Source organism: Klebsiella aerogenes KCTC 2190 (genome assembly GCF_000215745.1).
Classification (GTDB): Bacteria; Pseudomonadota; Gammaproteobacteria; order Enterobacterales; family Enterobacteriaceae; genus Klebsiella; species Klebsiella aerogenes.
In genome coordinates this window covers 2,638,449-2,655,850 of the sequence record NC_015663.1, presented here as the reverse complement: position 1 = coordinate 2,655,850, position 17,402 = coordinate 2,638,449, and the positions used below count along the sequence as shown (strand labels likewise).

Genomic DNA, 17,402 nt, shown 5'->3' with positions numbered 1-17,402 from the left:
CTGTTAGTGGATCCCTGTAAGTCTGGTCGCTATCAGCAAAAAAACCAGCCGGTAGCGTAAATTCATTACCGGCCGCGGGTTATTTCAGGCCCAGCGCGTCTTTCATGGTGTAAAACAGATCGGTCTGGTCGGTAAGACCCACCACGTTGCCCGCATGCGGTCCGTACGCGGCAATACGCAGTTGGGTGCCGGTGTGTTCCATCGACTCTTCTTCAGAGTTGCCATAGCTCATCACCATTACCGCGCCATCTTTGGTCGTCAGCGCCTGGGTCAGACCCGGCGCTTTCGTGTCTGCCGGGATAATCTGGCTGGAGTGGGCGTGATCGGCGGTAACGATCACCAGGGTATTGCCCTCTTTCTTGGCAAATTCCAGCGCTTTCTGTACCGCTTCATCGAGGTCGACGGTTTCGCCAATCTGGCCGCAAGGGTTTGCCGCGTGGTCCTGTTTATCGATAGACGCCCCCTCAACCTGGAGGAAGAATCCCTTTTCGTTGCGGCTCAGGAGATCAATCGCTTTTTCGGTCATCTGCGCCAGCGTCGGTACGGAAGCATCGCGTTTCGGGTTTGGGGTACAGGTTACCGGCGGTTTGTCGATATTGCCGTGATAAGAGGCTTTCGGGCCTTCCCACCGCACCGGCATATTGCCGTCGGAGAACAGACCGAGCAGCGGTTTACCCTGATTTGCTTCGCTAATAGCGGCGAGTGAAGCGGCGTCGGTCACAATCTGATAGCCGCGAGCGACCGCCTGCTCATGCAGGGTTTTCCCCTGCCACTCCCCTGCGGTCGCCGTTTCAGCAAAGGTCTTCGCCCCGCCGCCTAAAGAGACATCCGGACGGGCATTCAGCAGTTGTTCGGTGATAGAGCCCTTGCCGCCTTTTTCCAGCGCGTTGCTGGCGCATTTTTCGCTGGTCACGCTGGGGCCATAGCATTTACGCGAGGTCACATGCGCCACCTGCGCCGCCGGCGTCGCATCCTGCAGTTCAGCCGTCGAGACATTGCCGGTGGCAAGACCCGCGGCTTTCGCCAGCTCAAGGATGGTCTGATGATCTTTTTCGTGGATATCAACGCCCAGCGCGCCGTTATAGCTTTTCACGCCGGTGGTCCACGCGGTTGCCGAAGCGGCGGAATCCGTCACGTAATCCGGCTTGCCGGTTTTTTTATCCAGAGAATAATGGGTGTATTGGCCCGTCAGCGGCAGGGCATCAATACCTTTAAAGAAACCGCCGGCGCCTTCGGCATAATTTCGTGCGGCGGTAATTTCTGAATCTCCCATGCCATCGCCAATGAGCAAAATAATATTTTTCGCCGGCTTATTGATTAACGAAGCGCGCAGCGCTTCGGTCTGATCGCCCGTTAAACGGCGCGCCCCGCCTGGGGTCGTGATATCGCCCTGCGCCGCGCGATTTTCCAGCACCGGCGAAGAAGTGGTTTGTGCATGAATAACCGGGGGAGCCAGCAGCGGTAACAGGGCAATAAAGAGGGCTGATAATTTCACTTTGTCGTCTCCATGTAAAAAATACTTAAAAAACAAAACGAGGGAGACTTTATAAAAGTGGTGTGACAGAAAAATGACAGCATCCTTACTGGTCACATGATTAGTTACGAGGATGCCGGAGCAGCTTTTTTATATATTGCTGCAGAAGCTGGGTGTCACGGTCGTCCACCAGCGGCCCGGGCTTGACCTGCTCCATGGCGGTTTCGATATCCTGAATCAAACGTTGCTGCGCATCCTCAGCCATATGGCGCAGCAATGCGGTGACGACAATTTCCAGCGCCTCAACCTGTACCGTCAGCTCTTTTGCCTCTTCTTCTTTTTGCGCCAGATTGACCAACAGCTCAGCAATGAGATTTTTCATTACGCATTATCCTTAAGCAACATCCATAATGGCCTAGTTATGTCATACATCGGCATATCGATACCAGAATTATTTTCAAATAATAGGGTTATTCCTGCAATAATATTCAGCGAAACGTTTTTATTACCGCCAGGCAACAAAGGGAATGCCCCTATTATTAATAGCTAAAAGATAATTCTATAACCAAATTTAATAGTAAATAATAAAATGGAATATACGTCGCACTATTTAAGGATAACTAAAGGTAATGGTTAATAGCTATATCAGCTGATTAATATAAGGCGCCCTTATGAGCGCCCAATATTTTTATTTAAACGGCCGCGCGGCGGCTTCGGCGTAACATAATCGCCAGTTGCCAGATATTAATCAGGACAATCAACGCAGTGGCAATAAACACCCAGCGGAAACCCGCCATTGCCGAGACCGAAGCGCCAATGAGCGGCCCGGCGACATTACCCAGATACATAAATGACTGGTTATAACCGAAAATACGCCCGGTGACGTTATCGCTGCAGTATTTCAAGAGCAGCGTCTGGACCGCCGGTAACATCGCGCCGTCGGCAAAGCCCAGCAGGAAGCGCAATACCCCGAGCTGCAGCGGCGAAGTCACGAACGACATCGCAAAGAACATCACCACCGCGCAACATAACGTCGCCAGCAGAATACGCGACGTCCCGATGCGATCGCCGAGTTTCCCCAGCCGAGGCGCGGAAATCAACGCCGAAATCCCCGGTACGGCGGCAATCATCCCCGCAAGAAACGCGATGTTGTTACTATCCGGCGCCATCGACTTGATAAATAACGCCAGAATCGGCCCGATAGAGCCGTTACACAACTGGATAACCAGGGTGGTGAAAAACAGGCTAATCACCAGCCCCGGATGGGTCAATGAAGCAAAGACCGCTTTACCGCTCAGGCGTTCAGCTTTGCTCATTTGCGGCCGGGCGCCCTCTTTAATCAGAAACAAGGTCACGAGGAAGCTGACCGTCAGTAAAATCGCGGTAATGAAAAATACCGCCCGCAGGCCGACGTGGTCGGCAAGAAAACCGCCAAGCAGCGGGCCGCCGATCACGCCGCTTATCTGCGCCGTCGACAGCGTACTTAGCGCCCAACCGCTGCGTTCACGCGGCACCTGCGAGGCCACCAGCGCCATGGCGTTGGGTATATAGCCTGAGGTTAGCCCCATTACCGCACGCAAAATAAAAAGCTGCCAAACGTTGGTCGCAAAAGCCTGTAGCAAAATCGCTATCGCCATGCCAAGGGAGGCGCGCAGCAGCATCAGTTTGCGCCCTTTGCGGTCTGCCAGGCTCCCCCACATCGGCGAGACAATCGCCGACACCAGGAAGGTGACGCTAAAGGTCAAGCCCGACCACATCGACAGCGCTTGATGTGAGGTAACGCCCAACTGAGAGACATACAGCGGTAAGAAGGGCAGAATTTGACTGATGGCGAGTCCGGTGAAAAAACAGCCGAACCAGACAGAAATGAGATTAACCTTCCAGGATTCCATAACTACGCGTATTCATTAGTGTTTCGTTAATTATTACCTAGCTTAGCAATTTCCGTCTCCGCACGTAGCACCAGAGATGCGCATGCCGCGAGTTTGGTGTTTTATCGCCCTGACCGCGGAGTAGACAAACATAATCGAAGATAACCGCATTCTCGTCAGTGCGATGTGCTGAGGCTCATCGGCGGATAGCGACGAATGCGCAGCATTTAACCCTCTGCAGCATAGGGTAAAGATTCAGGCAGCCATCTCGCTAAAACACATGCTATGTTATGTGTTTTGATGTAATCAGGATGGAAGTTGAAATGTCTAAAATGAGGGTTGGGATCGTTTTTGGCGGTAAGTCGGCAGAACATGAAGTGTCGCTGCAGTCAGCCAAAAATATCGTCGAAGCAATTGATAAAACGCGCTTTGATGTTGTGCTGCTGGGAATCGATAAACAGGGGCTTTGGCATATCAACGATGCCAGCAACTATCTGCTGAACCCGCAGGATCCCGCCCATATCGCGCTGCGCCCGTCCGACGTGACGCTGGCGCAAATTCCCGGTCGCGATGCCCATCAGTTGATCAACGCCGATAGCGGCCAGCCGCTGGCGGCCATCGACGTTATCTTCCCGATTGTTCACGGCACCCTTGGCGAAGATGGTTCGCTGCAGGGGATGCTGCGGATGGCGAATTTGCCGTTCGTCGGATCCGATGTGCTGGGCTCAGCCGCCTGCATGGATAAAGACGTCACTAAACGCCTGCTTCGCGATGCCGGTCTGTCAATTGCGCCGTTCATCACTCTGACTCGCGCCAACCGCCAGCAGTTCAGCTTTGCCGATGTCAAAGCGAAGCTGGGGTTACCGCTGTTCGTGAAGCCCGCAAACCAGGGTTCTTCCGTCGGCGTCAGCAAGGTGAAGAGCGAAGAAGAGTACCTGCAGGCCGTCGCGTTAGCCTTTGAATTCGACCATAAAGTGGTAGTTGAACAAGGGATTAAGGGCCGTGAAATCGAGTGCGCGGTGCTGGGCAATGATTATCCTCAGGCCAGCACCTGCGGGGAGATCGTACTCAATAGCGAATTCTATGCCTACGATACCAAGTACATTGATGACAAAGGCGCACAGGTGGTGGTTCCGGCAGCCATCGCCCCGGAGATCAACGACAAAATCCGCGATATCGCCGTCCGCGCTTACCAAACGCTCGGCTGCAGCGGAATGGCCCGCGTGGACGTCTTCCTGACGGAAGATAACGAGGTAGTGATCAACGAAATCAACACGCTGCCTGGCTTTACCAACATCAGCATGTATCCGAAGCTGTGGCAGGCCAGCGGCCTGGATTACACCAGCCTGATAAGCCGCCTGATCGAGCTTGCGCTGGAGCGCCACGCCGCCGACCGCGCGCTGAAAACCTCAATGAACTAAGCCTCTTTCCCGGGTAGCGGCGTACCGCCTTACCCGGGCTACCACGTCGTTATTACGCCTCTTCTGCCGGACGGCGGCGAATAACAAATCCCGCCAGCCAGAAGCTCACAACCCACGTCGCCAGACCGACGGCATATGATTGCCACCCCTGCGCGTCAAACCCCAGCAGCCCCACCACGCCATTCAAAATAAAAATTAACCCCAGCGCGAACGCGTAGTAGTGCCAGTCACGGCGGATTTTGTCGGTCAGCTTCATAACGACTCCTGCAGAAAAAAAACATCATCGCATAGCCGCCCGCCGCGCCAACAAGATTGTTCGCACAATGCGAAGCCGCTCTCCCTTTTGTGCAATGCGGGCCCGCCGACAGTTTTGTCAAAACAGGATTATTCCTGGCAGAAATTACCAGCAATCTGATACAGGGAAACGCCCGCCGCTGCCAGAATTCCTGTCTATAGAGCTGGGGGAAAACCAGCGGAACAGGTGTTGCGGAGGTTTATATGGCTGAATTTACGTTTTCAAAGACGCTGATGGGGAGCAACAAAAAGAAGGTATCGATCACCAGCGGTAACATTGCCTACGCGCTTTTTGTTCTGCTGTGCATCTGGGCCGGCGCGCAAATGTTGAGCATGCTGGTACACGCGCCTGGCGTATTCGAACATCTCATTCAGATTCAGGATACCAATCGCCCGCGTATTGAAATTGGGCTCGGCGTCGGTACCCTGTTCGGTTTAATTCCGTTCCTGTTTGGTAGCCTGCTGGTCGGCGCGCTGGGGCTTATCCTGCGCTGGTACCATAACCGTTAACGACGCGCCATACAGCTGGCGCGGCGATCGTCGACCCGCTTAGCAAACCACGCGGTGGTGAGATTGCGGGTGATTTTCGGGCTTTCCAGTTGGATCCCTGGCAACATCTCGCGCGGAAGTGTTTTCCCGGCCTTTTTCTCGGCGATTTTGAATATTTTCTTATACAAATCGCTCTCTTCAAACGCCAGGCTATCCCCCTTCTTCAGTTGACGATGGATATCGCCATCGCTCATCCCCAACTGCCCGGCTAAACGGCGCACCGCCATCTCAGTCGTTCCGGGCTCATCGCTGTCATAGCGAATAAGATCGCCATCCAGCGCCAGCTTAACGCCGGTGGCTTTAACCACCGCATTCTGGAAGGCGGCATTACGGCTGGCATACCAACCGGCATTGAAATCAGCAAAGCGGTACAGCGGCACGCTGTAGTTAGCCGGGTAGTTGAGCAGATGATAGGTGCCGAACCACAACCCGCCACGTAGACTGAAAACCTCCTGGCGCACGGTGCCGTCCATTTTCCACGGATAACCATCGGTGTGCTGCTGGGCAAAGGCGATGCTTACCTGCATTGGCCCGCCGGTATGCACCGGGTTGAGAGAGCCGAACAGCTTCTGGCCCATCGGCACCATGCCAATGAAGTCATCAAAAATCGCGCTCAGCTGTTTTTCCGTTTTGACGTTATCCAGGCGATCGCTGTAACTTTTACCGTTTGGTGAGGTGATTTTCAGCGCGGTATGCACCAGAAATACCGGGATATGCATTTTTTCCGCCCGGCGGTCAATTTCCTGCCAGGCGATTTTATTCAGGCCCGGCACCGCCGGATCGGCCTGATAGTTTGATTCCTGCTGCGCGACCGCCAGCACCGAACAGACGTTTTCTTCCGTCGGCGCCAGCTTCTGGCTGTCAAAGGTTTTGGCAATCGCCTGCGCCCAGGCCTCGCGGTCTTTGACGCTGGCGGGCATTTTTTGCCGCACCACGGCGGCAACATCCACCGGCTTCTCGCCTTCTTTCAACTTAGGCGCCTGCTGGCTGGTACAGGCGCTCAGCACCAACCCGGCCAGCAGCGTAAAAGAGAGTGAAACACCGCGAGAAACCTGCGCCATAAACCTTCCTTGCATTTATTAATTAACGGTTGAAGAGACTTCCTGCAGCCCTTTGTTATCCAGTTCGCGCTCAAAGCTGCGCAAACGTTTATAGATGGACATCAGTTCCACCAGCGTGGTCCACGAACTTATCAGATACTGGAACGAGCCGCGTACCTGGCCGAACACGTTGGTGATCTGGGTCATCAGGCCGAGCGTAATCGTACCGGCGACAATCGACGGAAACAGCAGGAACAAGCCGAAAACGTTATCCACCTGCAGGTAAAGAATACGGGCGATATTGAAATACATATAGTGGAAATAGAGACGGAAGTAGTTGTGGCGCACCGCGTTGAACAGTTCTCGCACGGTCGGCGGCGTGGCGCGGTTGGCGTCATCCTCACCATACACCAGCTCTTTACGATAGGCGGCTTCTACGCGCTGGTTTTTAAATTGCAGGCCCGGCAGCTTGATCCCGACCACCGCCAGCAGCCCGGTTCCCATCAGCGACCACACAATAGCGGCGATCACCAGTCCATACGGTAAATGACCAACGATCGGCAGGTCCGGCACATGCGCCGACAGCGAAACCAGCACCGGCAGGAAGGCAATCAGCGTCATGACCGCATTAATAAAGCTTACGCCCATGTCTTCAAGCGTCGCCGCGAAGCGCATGGTGTCTTCCTGCACACGCTGAGCTGCACCTTCAATATGGCGCAGATGCTGCCAGTGTTCCATATAGTGTTCGTTCATCGCGGTACGCCAGCGGAACACATAGTGGCTGACGAAGAAGTTATTCAGCACGCCAATCACCACCGCAATCAGCGCGATGCCGAGAAAAATGCCAATCTCGTGGTAGAACTGACTGATGCTGACCTTGTGCGGCGTGGCCAGCGCGCTCTGAATCAAATCATAGAACGGCGCATACCAGGCGTTGATCGCCACCCCAACTTCCACCAAAAACCAGGTGACAAAAATAATCAACGAGGTGCCGAGAATCGACCAGTATTGCCAACGATGCGGGCTATAGATAAACCAGAACAGCGCAAAGGCGCCGACACAGAACAGATAATACGCGTAAAATACCAAATAGTTGAGCGACCAGAACCGCGCCGCGCTGATGGCGACATCTTGCGATGCGCCGGTTATCCGCAGCAGCCAGTCGCCGCCGCCCGCCTGCCAAAAGATCACCGCCAGCAGCGACCAGATAAAGGCAGAAATAAAAAACGGCCCCGGTTTGGGGAAAAAAGCTTTAAACATCGTACTCTCCTGCTAACTTCTTATCGTTCTGTTTTTGCTGTGTACCACACGTACGCCCGCCGCAACGCGCGGCGGCGAAGTAAAGCGGACCCATGATGAGACCGGATATCAGCGACTTAGTTCGTCTGCCATTCGGCAAGAATTGTTTCTACGGGTTTCACGCGTAAAGGATTATCGGGAAGGGTGAAAGTCCGCCACACCTCGTTATAGTGAGCGATCAGCGTTTTGGCCTCGGCGGCGGCGCGGTTGGCGGTGGTATGGGCATCTTCGGCGATGGTGATGGCGTAGCCGCGGCTGGCGCCGTTTTTGATGGTGGTATCGACGCAATAATCGGTCGCGCAGCCGCAGATAACAAAAGCGTGAGTTCCGATCTCGCGCAGCACCTGTTCAAGTTCGGTTTTATAAAACGCATCGCAGGCCGTTTTGGTGACGTAGCGCGCCCCGGCGGGTTGCGCCAGTTCAGGCAGCAGCGCAAACCCCTCGCTTCCCTCTTCCAGCCCACCCGCTTCAGCGTGCTGAATGAAAATAACGCTATCGGCGGCGTGAATCAGGCGATTGATTTGCGCCACGCAGCGTTCGCGATCGACACGCGGCGTCTCGAATACGCCGTTTTGCATATCCACTACCATCAGAACCCGTTGAGATGCCATCACCACTCTCTTTTATAAGATGAATAAGAGCTTAATCATACGCGTCAGGCGGAAAAGCAGATATCTGAAAGCGGAAAAAAGTCATTTTTACGCACCGTTACGCTTTTCTGTGAATATTGTCGTTATTCCCACTTTGTTCGCTGCGACTTCGTAGTATAAATACAGTGTATATTCCCCTAATAAACGATGGATGCCTCCGTTGAAACGTAGTTTGCTCATTTTTGCTGCGCTGTGCGCGGCGTCGTGGACCTCAGCCCAGGCGGTTCAGCCGAGCGTTGATCCGGTATTTACTTCTGATGTGGTCGACCGCTTCGCCGAACATATTTATTACGGCAGCGGCGCCACCGGCATGGCGATGGTGGTTATCGACGGCAACCAGCGCGTATTCCGCAGCTTCGGCGAAACCCGTCCGGGTAATAATCAGCATCCACAATTGGATTCCGTTATCCGCATCGCCTCTCTGAGTAAGCTGATGACCAGTGAAATGCTGGTGAAACTGCTCGATCAGGGACTGGTTAAGCTTGACGATCCGCTGAGTAAATACGCGCCGCCTGGCGCGCGGGTGCCAACCTACCAGGGCGTACCGATTACGCTGGTCAATCTCGCAACCCACACCAGCGCCCTGCCGCGCGAGCAGCCCGGCGGCGCGGCGCATCGCCCGGTATTCGTCTGGCCGACCCGCCAGCAGCGCTGGAACTGGCTGTCGACGGCTACGCTTAAAACCACGCCGGGTTCGCAGGCGGCCTATTCCAACCTGGCCTTCGACCTGCTGGCCGATGCGCTATCGACCGCCGCCGGTAAGCCCTACCCGCAGCTGTTTGAAGAACAAATCACCCGCCCGCTCGGCATGAAGGACACCACCTTCACCCCATCGCCGGATCAGTGTCAACGCTTGATGGTGGCGGAGAAAGGCGCCAGCCCGTGTAATAACACCCTCGCGGCCATCGGCAGCGGCGGCGTGTATTCGACCCCGGGCGATATGATGCGCTGGATGCAGCAGTTCCTCTCTTCGGATTTCTATACTCGCGGCCAGCAGGCCGATCGCATGCAGACGCTGATTTATCAACGTACCCAGCTCACCCGAGTGATCGGCATGGATGTTCCGGGTAAAGCCGATGCGCTGGGTCTTGGCTGGGTGTACATGAAGCCGAAAAACGGCCATCCGGGCATTATTCAGAAAACCGGCGGCGGCGGCGGATTTATTACCTATATGGCGATGAACCCGCAGGCTAACGTCGGGGTCTTCGTGGTGGTGACCCGTTCCGCGTTGACCCGTTTCAGCGCCATGAGCGACGGCGTCAACGACCTCGTCAGCGCCTTAAGCGGCGTGCAGCCGAATATGGAAACCGCCAGCCAGTAATTGTTGCGGGATGTTTTGCCACTGATTGTTAAGGATCGTTTTGGCGAAACATCCCGCTGTCGTTTGCGGTACACTACCTTCTTTCATTTCACAAAATCAGGCAAACCATGACAGATTTAATCACTCGCCCACGCCGCCTGCGTCAATCCGCCTCGCTGCGCGCCATGTTTGAAGAGACAACACTGAGTTTGAACGACCTGGTGTTGCCGATCTTTGTTGAAGAAGAAATTGACGATTACAAAGCCATCGAAGCGATGCCTGGCGTCATGCGTATTCCGGAAAAACATCTGGCGCGCGAAATTGAGCGCATCGCCAACGCCGGTATTCGTTCAGTGATGACTTTTGGCATCTCCCATCATACCGACGCGACCGGTAGCGATACCTGGAACGAAAACGGTCTGGTGGCGCGGATGACCCGTATCGCCAAACAGGCGGTGCCGGAAATGATCGTCATGTCCGATACCTGCTTCTGCGAATACACCTCGCACGGCCACTGCGGCGTGCTGTGCGAGCACGGCGTCGATAACGATGCGACTCTGGAAAATCTCGGTAAGCAGGCGGTGGTCGCCGCGGCCGCCGGCGCTGATTTCATCGCGCCCTCCGCCGCGATGGACGGTCAGGTGCAAGCGATCCGCCGTTCGCTGGATGCCGCGGGCTTTACTAATACCGCGATTATGTCTTACTCGACCAAATTCGCGTCATCGTTCTACGGCCCGTTCCGTGAAGCCGCCGGTACCGCGCTGAAAGGCGATCGTAAGACCTACCAGATGAGCCCGATGAACCGTCGCGAAGCAATTCGCGAGTCGCTGCTCGATGAAGCCCAGGGCGCGGACTGCCTGATGGTGAAACCGGCCGGTGCCTATCTGGATATCCTGCGTGATATCCGCGAGCGCACCGACCTGCCGCTCGGCGCTTATCAGGTCAGCGGCGAGTACGCGATGATCAAATTTGCCGCGCAGGCTGGCGCAATCGACGAAGAGAAAGTGGTGCTGGAAAGCCTTGGCGCAATTAAACGCGCGGGCGCGGACCTGATCTTCAGCTATTTCGCCCTCGATCTGGCCGAGAAAAAAATCCTGCGTTAAACCTTCCCTCTCCCCGGTAGCGCTGACGCTTACCGGGGCTACCTTGTAGCCCGGATGAGGCGTGAGCCGCTATCCGGGAATCAGATTTTGCGTGCTGCTTTCCATCTTCCGTGACGGCTCCTTGGCGAACCTTCTCTTCTCCTTTAACGTCTTAAATCACATTATAAACGCTGGCTACCAGGAGAAGCTGTGGTTGCTTATCGACGCTATTACATCAAGGGGGGAACCTGGTTCTTTACCGTTAATTTGAAGGACCGTAGAAGCATGCTTCTGACGGAAAGAATTGAATTATTTCGCTACTCCATCTCCGTTGTAAAACAACGTCGCCCTTTTATCATTAATGCCTGGGTGGTATTGCCTGAACATCTCCACTGTATCTGGACACTTCCCAATAATGATGACGATTTTTCTTCACGCTGGCGCGATATCAAAGGCTGCTTTAGCAGAACACTAAAACGACAACATATCTGGCAGCCTCGCTTCTGGGAGCATGCTATACGTGATGAAGAAGATTATCGCCGTCATGTAGACTACATCCATATCAATCCACTCAAGCATGGCTGGGTTACGCAGGTTATTGATTGGCCATTTTCAACCTTTCATCGAGATGTCCAACGCGGGCTATATCCTGCAAACTGGGCTGGCGAAAGCTTTGAACTTAGCTGCGGCGAACGCCGATAGCCCCTCCCCGGTGGCGCTGACGCTTACCGGGGCTACCAACCGAATGCCAAATCGTAGCCCGGATAAGGCGTAAGCCGCTATCCGGGGCCTCTCCCCGGTGGCGCTGACGCTTACCGGGGCTCCCGACCGAATGCCAAACCGTAGCCCGGATAAGGCGTAAGCCGCTATCCGGAGATCCTCCCCGGTGGCGCTGACGCTTACCGGGGCTACCAACCAAATGCCAAACCGTAGCCCGGATAAGGCGTAAGCCGCTATCCGGGGATCCTCCCCGGTGGCGCTGACGCTTACCGGGGCTACCAAACGAATGCCAAACCGTAGCCCGGATAAGGCGTAAGCCGCTATCCGGGGATCCTCCCCGGTAGCGCTAACGCTTACCGGGGCTACCAACCAAATGCCAGATCGTAGCCCGGATAAGGCGTAAGCCGCTATCCGGGAAACCTCGCCTGCTGAGACCGAATCTTCACCGAATTGTAATCTGAACGACATCTGCGCCTTCTACTGTCTGGGCAGGACAGAGGAGGAGTCACTATGTTTAGTCTCGACAACGTTCTCGATGACCTGTGGCCTCAGGCGAGGCCCGCCCCCTGGCAGAAAAAGGTGTTGAAAAAGCTTCTGTATGAAGAAGAGTTCCAGCAATTTGCCGCCCGCCATCGTCACCTGAAAGGACTGGATACGGTCGAACAGGTCCTCGAACATCTCAATATCCGCTGCGCTATCCCGGCGCATGACCTTGAACAAATCCCCGAACATGGCCCGCTGGTGATTATCGCCAACCATCCGACCGGCACGCTCGATGGACTCGCTCTGCTCTATGCAGTCTCCCGCGTACGGCGCGATGTCAAAGTCGTCACTAACCGCATGCTGACCCATCTTGAACCGCTGAGCTCGCTGTTTATTCCGGTGGATAATATCAACGGCCGTACCGCCAAAGCAGCGCTGCAGCAGATGGACCAACAGCTTCAGCAGGGCGGCGTGCTGATCTTCTTCCCGGCGGGGGAAGTCTCGCGTCTGACCCGCCGCGGCATCCGTGATAAAAAATGGCATCCCGGCTTCATCAAGCTGGCGGCGAAATACCGCGCGCCGCTGCTGCCGGCCTGGATCCGCGCCCACAACAGCCCGCTGTTCTACGCCAGCGCCCTGCTCTCCGATAATCTGCCGCTGCTGCTATTAATGCAGCAGATGTTTCGCCGCCGCGATAGCAGCTTGCCGTTACGCATTGGCCAGCAAATCGCGTGGTCATCGTGGCATCAGCCGCCGCTTTCCGTCCGCGAACTGGCGGACCGCTGCTACCGCCACGTCGAGCTCCTCGGTAAAGGACACCCCGGCCTGTTTAAAAGCGAAAGCGCGATCGCCCGCCCGGAAGACCGCGCGCTGCTCAAACGCGAGCTGGCAAAAACCGAATGTCTGGGCAAAACCGCGGACGGTAAGCTGATTTATCTGTGGCAGCGCAACGGCCAGGAAGAGGCGCCGCTGCTACGCGAACTGGGCCGTCTGCGGGAGATCGCTTTCCGGGCGGTCGGCGAAGGCAGCGGCAAACGCCGCGATATCGATAGCTACGATGATGACTATCTGCACCTGATTTTATGGGATGAAGAGGATCTGGAGATCGTCGGCGCCTATCGTTTTATGCCTACCGCCATGCAACTGGAGAAACGAGGACTGGAGGGCATCTACAGCTACAGCCTGTTCCACTACGACGCACGGATGGACGATATTCTGCAGCACGGGATTGAACTGGGGCGCAGCTTCATTCAGCCGCGCTACTGGGGGCGCCGCGGGCTGGATTATCTCTGGTCAGGCATCGGCGCCTGGCTGGCGCGAAACCCGCACTATCGCTATCTTTTTGGCCCGGTCTCAATTTCAGGCGGACTGCCGCCCGATGCCCGCGATTTGCTGGTCGCCTTCTACCGCTTATGGTTTCCGGCGACGCATCCGCTGGCCAAATCCCGTCGCCCCTACCCAGCTTCGCTACCCGAGGTGCTGGCGCAGTTTGGCGGCGAGGATTACACCGAAGACCTGACGCGGCTGAAGTCCCTGCTCGGCAACCTCGGCTGCGGCATCCCGCCGCTGTATAAACAGTACTCGGAAGTGTGCGAGCCGGGCGGCGTGCAGTTTATCGATTTCGGCAGCGACCCGGACTTTAATCACTGCGTCGATGGGCTGGTGCTGGTGGATTTAACCTACCTGAAAGCCAACCGCTACCAGCGCTACATCGGCGCGCATCTCTAGCCGTTTATCCCGCCCGGTAGAACGGCTTATCACCAAGAATTGTCGCGCGGTGCATGATGCGCCGCTGCGGCAGATAGTCGGCGTTGGCGTAATGCTGCGTCACCCGGTTATCCCAAATCGCCACATCGTTCGGCTGCCAGCGCCAGCGCACCTGGAATTCCGGTTTTGTGACGTGAGCAAACAAGAAATTCAGCAACGCCTCGCTCTCTTTCTCGCTGACATCCACAATACGGGTGGTAAACCCTTCATTGACGAACAGCGCCTGCTTACCGGTTACCGGATGGGTACGTACCACCGGGTGCAACAGCGGCGGGTTCTTCGCCACCGCCTCGCGCCAGCGCTGATGCTCCGCTTCCGTCTTGTTGTACTTGTACTCCTGGAACGATTTGCGGAAATCGTGCTCCGCGCGTAACCCGCTCAACAGCTGGCGAAACGGTTCAGAGAGCGCTTCCCAGGCGGCAATACCGCTGGTCCACAGGGTATCGCCGCCGGTAGAAGGTAACTCCTTCGCCGCCAGAATCGCCCCCGCCGGCGGCGTATCGATAAAGGTCACGTCGGTATGCCAGTTATCGTTGTCCGGCGGATTATCGTTATGGGTATCCAGCACGATAATTTCATCCACGCCCGGCGCATGCGGATAGACCGGATGGATATGCAAATCGCCAAAACGTAACGCCAGATCGCGCTGCTGTTGCGGGGTGATATTTTGCTCGCGCAGGAACACCACCTGATGGCGCAGCACCGCGTGGTATAGCTGCTCAAACTGATTGTCGCTTAACGGACGGGTCAAATCGGCTCCGGCCACCTGCGCGCCAATATACGGTCCCAACGGGGTAATGCTCAGACGTTCACTCATTGTACTTCTCCATGCCAGGGCGTCAGGCGGCGCTGCAACGCGCGCAGTCCCAGTTCCAGAACAAATGCGATTATCGCAATCACCGCGATCCCGGCTAACACCACATCGGTCGCCAGGAATTCACCGGCGGATTGCACCATAAAACCTAAGCCGCGAGTGGCGGCAATCAACTCCGCCGCCACCAGCGTCGACCAACCGACGCCAAGGCCAATGCGCAGGCCGGTGAGAATTTCCGGCAGCGCGCCCGGCAGGATCACCAGCCACAGCACCTGAGCGCGACTGGCCCCTAAAGACTGTGCGGCGCGAACGCGGACCTGCTGCGCGCTTTTAACCCCCGCCAGCGTCGACATCACTACCGGAGCGAAAATAGCCAGATAGATCAGTAAGATTTTCGGCGTTTCGCCAATGCCGAACCAGATGATCACCAGCGGCAGCCACGCCAGCGGCGGTACCGGACGATACAGTTCGATCAGCGGGTCGAGGATCCCGCGTACCGTTGGGCTCAATCCCATGGCGATCCCCACCGGTACGCCGACGATCGCCGCCAGTACCAGCGCGATGGCGATACGCGTCAGGCTCGCCACCAGATGCTGCCACAGGGTCGCGTCCATAAAGCCTTGCGGCCCGGCAATGGTCAGTAGCTTCTGCAATACCTGCCACGGCGAGGGTAAAAACAACGGGCTAATCAGCTGCAACGCGGTCACCGCCCACCAGATAGCCAGCAATACTGCCAGCGTCGCTACGCTAAGGGTCAGCTGCCGTGAAAGCGGCCAGCGCCATTTCAGCGCGCGCTGGCGCGGTTTATCATTAAGGACCACGCTCATGAGAAAGCCTCCCGTTGTTCGAACACCCTGCTAAGCACATATTCGCGCTGGGCGATAAATTGCGGATCCGATTTAATGCTGCGGCAGGATTCACCGGCGACAAAACGGCGGCCAAACTCCAGCGGCAGGCGTTCCTGCACCCGCCCCGGCCCCGGAGACAGCAGCACCAGCTCGCTGGCCATAAATACCGCTTCTTCGATATCGTGGGTAATCAACAGCACCTGCTTGCCGGTTTCATGCCACAGGCGCAGCAGCAGGGTTTGCATTTGCTCGCGAGTAAAGGCATCCAGCGCGCCGAAGGGCTCATCCAGCAGCAGAAGCTGCGGATCCGCCGCCAGCGCGCGCGCAATACCGACACGCTGGCGCTGGCCGCCGGACAGCTGCCAGATAAAGCGCTTTTCCGCCCCCTGCAGGCCGACTTTTTTCAACATTTGCGCGGCGATTTCCCGGCGTCGGATCTTTTCAACCCCCGCCAGCTGTAATCCCAGCGCGACGTTATCCAGCACGTTGCGCCACGGCAGCAGGCCTTCATTTTGAAACACCACGCCGCGATCGGCGCCCGGCCCGTCGATGCGACGGCCTTCGAGAGTGATGCTGCCGTGCTGGTAAGGCACGAATCCGGCAATCAGGTTCAGCAGTGTGGTTTTGCCGCAGCCGGAAGGGCCCAGCACCACCAGCAGTTCGCCGCTGTCCAACGTCAGGTTGATATCCGCCAGCGCTGGTTTACCGCCATAATCAGCGGAAAGATGCGAGATTTGCAGCATCAGAGCCTCCTTTTATTTCACGAAACGGTCGGTAACGAACTGGCTATAATCGGTTCCTGCGGCCGGCACTTTGCCCTGCTCTTTGAGGAATTTCGCGGTATCGATAATCGCCTGGTTCACCGGGCCGTTAAGCTCCTGCGCCTGCTGGGCGGCGGTAAGATAGGTATTGCCTTTGACTAACACCGGCACATCCGCCTCCGGCACGCCGCTCAGTCGCGACAGCTTGCTGAGATTTTCCGGCTGCTTCAGCCACGCCTCCGGGTTGGCGATATAGGGCTGCTGCGCGTCGATGGCGCTTTTAGCGAAAGCTTTCACGATTTCCGGATGCTGCTCGGCAAAGTCTTTACGTACGACCCAGACATCCAGCGTCGGCGCGCCCCATTGCCCCACCTGCGCGGAGTCGGTCAGCACCTTGCCCTCTTTTTCCAGTTCGTTAACGGCTGGCGCCCACACGTAAGCGCCATCGATATCGCCGCGCTGCCAGGCGGCAATAATCGCCGGCGGCTGCAGGTTGATAATCTGCACCTGACCCGGTTTGATTCCCCAATGTTTCAGCGCGGAAAGCAGGCTGTAGTGGGTGGTCGAAATAAACGGTACCGCAATGCGTTTGCCAATCAGATCTTCCGGCTTAGTGATATCTTTTTTCACCACCAGCGCTTCGGAATTCCCAAGCTTTGAGGCCAGCAGGAACACTTCAATCGGTACCTGCTGAGTGGCGGCCACCGCCAGCGGGCTGGAACCGAGGTTGCCGATTTGCACATCGCCTGAGGCCAGCGCGCGTACGATGCTGGAGCCGCTGTCGAATTTACGCCAGTCAACGGTGGCGCCGCTGGCTTTGGCGAAGGTGTTATCCGCCTGGGCGACTTTCGCCGGTTCAGCGGAGGTTTGATAGGCGACGGTGACGTTAACCGCCTGCGCCTGGAAGGCAGCGAAAGCCAGCGCCGCCAGAAGAGTAATTCGCGATGTGAATGCCATAGTGTCTGCTTCCCCTTAGTTGTTATGGGTGCAGTATTTCCGGCATCAGCGTGGAGATGAAGTAATTAAAAA

At 56.3% G+C, this 17,402-nt stretch carries 17 protein-coding genes; 6 read left to right on the top strand and 11 right to left on the bottom strand.

Going from position 1 to position 17,402, the window contains the following annotated elements; translation table 11 throughout:
- Positions 1-79 precede the first annotated feature (79 nt).
- The 3 genes from phoA to EAE_RS12585 form a co-directional block, all read right to left on the bottom strand.
- Positions 80-1,495 carry an alkaline phosphatase gene (phoA, locus tag EAE_RS12595; RefSeq protein WP_015368025.1) on the bottom strand — a complete coding sequence of 472 codons (1,416 nt, stop codon included), beginning with the start codon at positions 1,493-1,495 and terminating at the stop codon, positions 80-82.
- Positions 1,496-1,595: 100 nt separating this feature from the next.
- Positions 1,596-1,856 (bottom strand): anti-adapter protein IraP, encoded by a 261-nt coding sequence (iraP, locus tag EAE_RS12590; RefSeq protein ID WP_015368026.1) that lies wholly within the window; start codon positions 1,854-1,856, stop codon positions 1,596-1,598.
- Between the two features lie 310 nt (positions 1,857-2,166).
- A complete protein-coding gene (locus EAE_RS12585; protein WP_015368028.1) occupies positions 2,167-3,366 on the bottom strand; it encodes a multidrug efflux MFS transporter in 1,200 nt (399 codons plus the stop codon).
- A gap of 302 nt (positions 3,367-3,668) precedes the next feature.
- Here EAE_RS12585 and ddlA point away from each other — a divergent pair, with 302 nt between their 5' ends.
- Complete coding sequence (ddlA, locus tag EAE_RS12580; RefSeq protein ID WP_015704541.1) at positions 3,669-4,766, top strand: D-alanine--D-alanine ligase; 1,098 nt, start codon at positions 3,669-3,671, stop codon at positions 4,764-4,766.
- 52 nt (positions 4,767-4,818) lie between these two features.
- Here the strand turns inward: ddlA and EAE_RS12575 are convergent, their stop codons facing one another.
- Positions 4,819-5,022 carry a DUF2754 family protein gene (locus EAE_RS12575; protein ID WP_015368030.1) on the bottom strand — a complete coding sequence of 68 codons (204 nt, stop codon included), beginning with the start codon at positions 5,020-5,022 and terminating at the stop codon, positions 4,819-4,821.
- 242 nt (positions 5,023-5,264) lie between these two features.
- Here EAE_RS12575 and EAE_RS12570 point away from each other — a divergent pair, with 242 nt between their 5' ends.
- A complete protein-coding gene (locus EAE_RS12570; RefSeq protein ID WP_015704540.1) occupies positions 5,265-5,570 on the top strand; it encodes a DUF2755 family protein in 306 nt (101 codons plus the stop codon).
- On the opposite strand, the gene EAE_RS12565 is transcribed toward EAE_RS12570, so the two are convergent.
- The 3 genes from EAE_RS12565 to EAE_RS12555 form a co-directional block, all read right to left on the bottom strand.
- Entirely contained in the window at positions 5,567-6,670 is a 1,104-nt protein-coding gene (locus tag EAE_RS12565) for a DUF1615 domain-containing protein (protein ID WP_015704539.1), read from the bottom strand. The two genes, EAE_RS12570 and EAE_RS12565, sit on opposite strands and share 4 nt — an antisense overlap.
- Before the next feature lie 18 nt (positions 6,671-6,688).
- The gene (gene sbmA / locus EAE_RS12560) at positions 6,689-7,909 is read right to left on the bottom strand and encodes a peptide antibiotic transporter SbmA (protein WP_015368033.1); all 1,221 of its coding nucleotides are present in this window, start codon (positions 7,907-7,909) and stop codon (positions 6,689-6,691) included.
- Positions 7,910-8,025: 116 nt separating this feature from the next.
- The gene (locus EAE_RS12555; RefSeq protein WP_162182304.1) at positions 8,026-8,538 is read right to left on the bottom strand and encodes an isochorismatase family protein; all 513 of its coding nucleotides are present in this window, start codon (positions 8,536-8,538) and stop codon (positions 8,026-8,028) included.
- A gap of 220 nt (positions 8,539-8,758) precedes the next feature.
- Between EAE_RS12555 and ampH the strand changes: the two genes are divergently transcribed.
- From ampH to olsF, 4 genes are all read left to right on the top strand, one after another.
- A complete protein-coding gene (gene ampH, locus EAE_RS12550) occupies positions 8,759-9,919 on the top strand; it encodes a D-alanyl-D-alanine-carboxypeptidase/endopeptidase AmpH (RefSeq protein ID WP_015368035.1) in 1,161 nt (386 codons plus the stop codon).
- A 107-nt stretch (positions 9,920-10,026) separates the two neighbouring features.
- Positions 10,027-11,001, top strand: coding sequence for a porphobilinogen synthase (gene hemB, locus EAE_RS12545; protein WP_015704537.1), 975 nt, complete (start codon positions 10,027-10,029; stop codon positions 10,999-11,001).
- Positions 11,002-11,190: 189 nt separating this feature from the next.
- The gene (locus EAE_RS12540; protein WP_015704536.1) at positions 11,191-11,682 is read left to right on the top strand and encodes an REP-associated tyrosine transposase; all 492 of its coding nucleotides are present in this window, start codon (positions 11,191-11,193) and stop codon (positions 11,680-11,682) included.
- A 528-nt stretch (positions 11,683-12,210) separates the two neighbouring features.
- Positions 12,211-13,911, top strand: coding sequence for a bifunctional ornithine lipid synthase OlsF (gene olsF, locus EAE_RS12535; protein ID WP_015704534.1), 1,701 nt, complete (start codon positions 12,211-12,213; stop codon positions 13,909-13,911).
- 4 nt (positions 13,912-13,915) lie between these two features.
- Here the strand turns inward: olsF and tauD are convergent, their stop codons facing one another.
- From tauD to tauA, 4 genes are read right to left on the bottom strand one after another with little or no spacing between them, the layout of a single operon-like run.
- Positions 13,916-14,767 (bottom strand): taurine dioxygenase, encoded by an 852-nt coding sequence (tauD, locus tag EAE_RS12530; protein WP_015704533.1) that lies wholly within the window; start codon positions 14,765-14,767, stop codon positions 13,916-13,918.
- Positions 14,764-15,591, bottom strand: a complete 828-nt coding sequence (gene tauC / locus EAE_RS12525; protein WP_015704532.1) for a taurine ABC transporter permease TauC — start codon at positions 15,589-15,591, stop codon at positions 14,764-14,766. Before tauC ends, tauD begins: the two co-directional genes overlap by 4 nt.
- Positions 15,588-16,355 carry a taurine ABC transporter ATP-binding subunit gene (gene tauB, locus EAE_RS12520; protein WP_015704531.1) on the bottom strand — a complete coding sequence of 256 codons (768 nt, stop codon included), beginning with the start codon at positions 16,353-16,355 and terminating at the stop codon, positions 15,588-15,590. The genes tauC and tauB overlap by 4 nt, the downstream gene beginning before the upstream one ends.
- A gap of 12 nt (positions 16,356-16,367) precedes the next feature.
- Entirely contained in the window at positions 16,368-17,330 is a 963-nt protein-coding gene (gene tauA / locus EAE_RS12515; RefSeq protein WP_015368105.1) for a taurine ABC transporter substrate-binding protein, read from the bottom strand.
- Positions 17,331-17,402 lie beyond the last annotated feature (72 nt).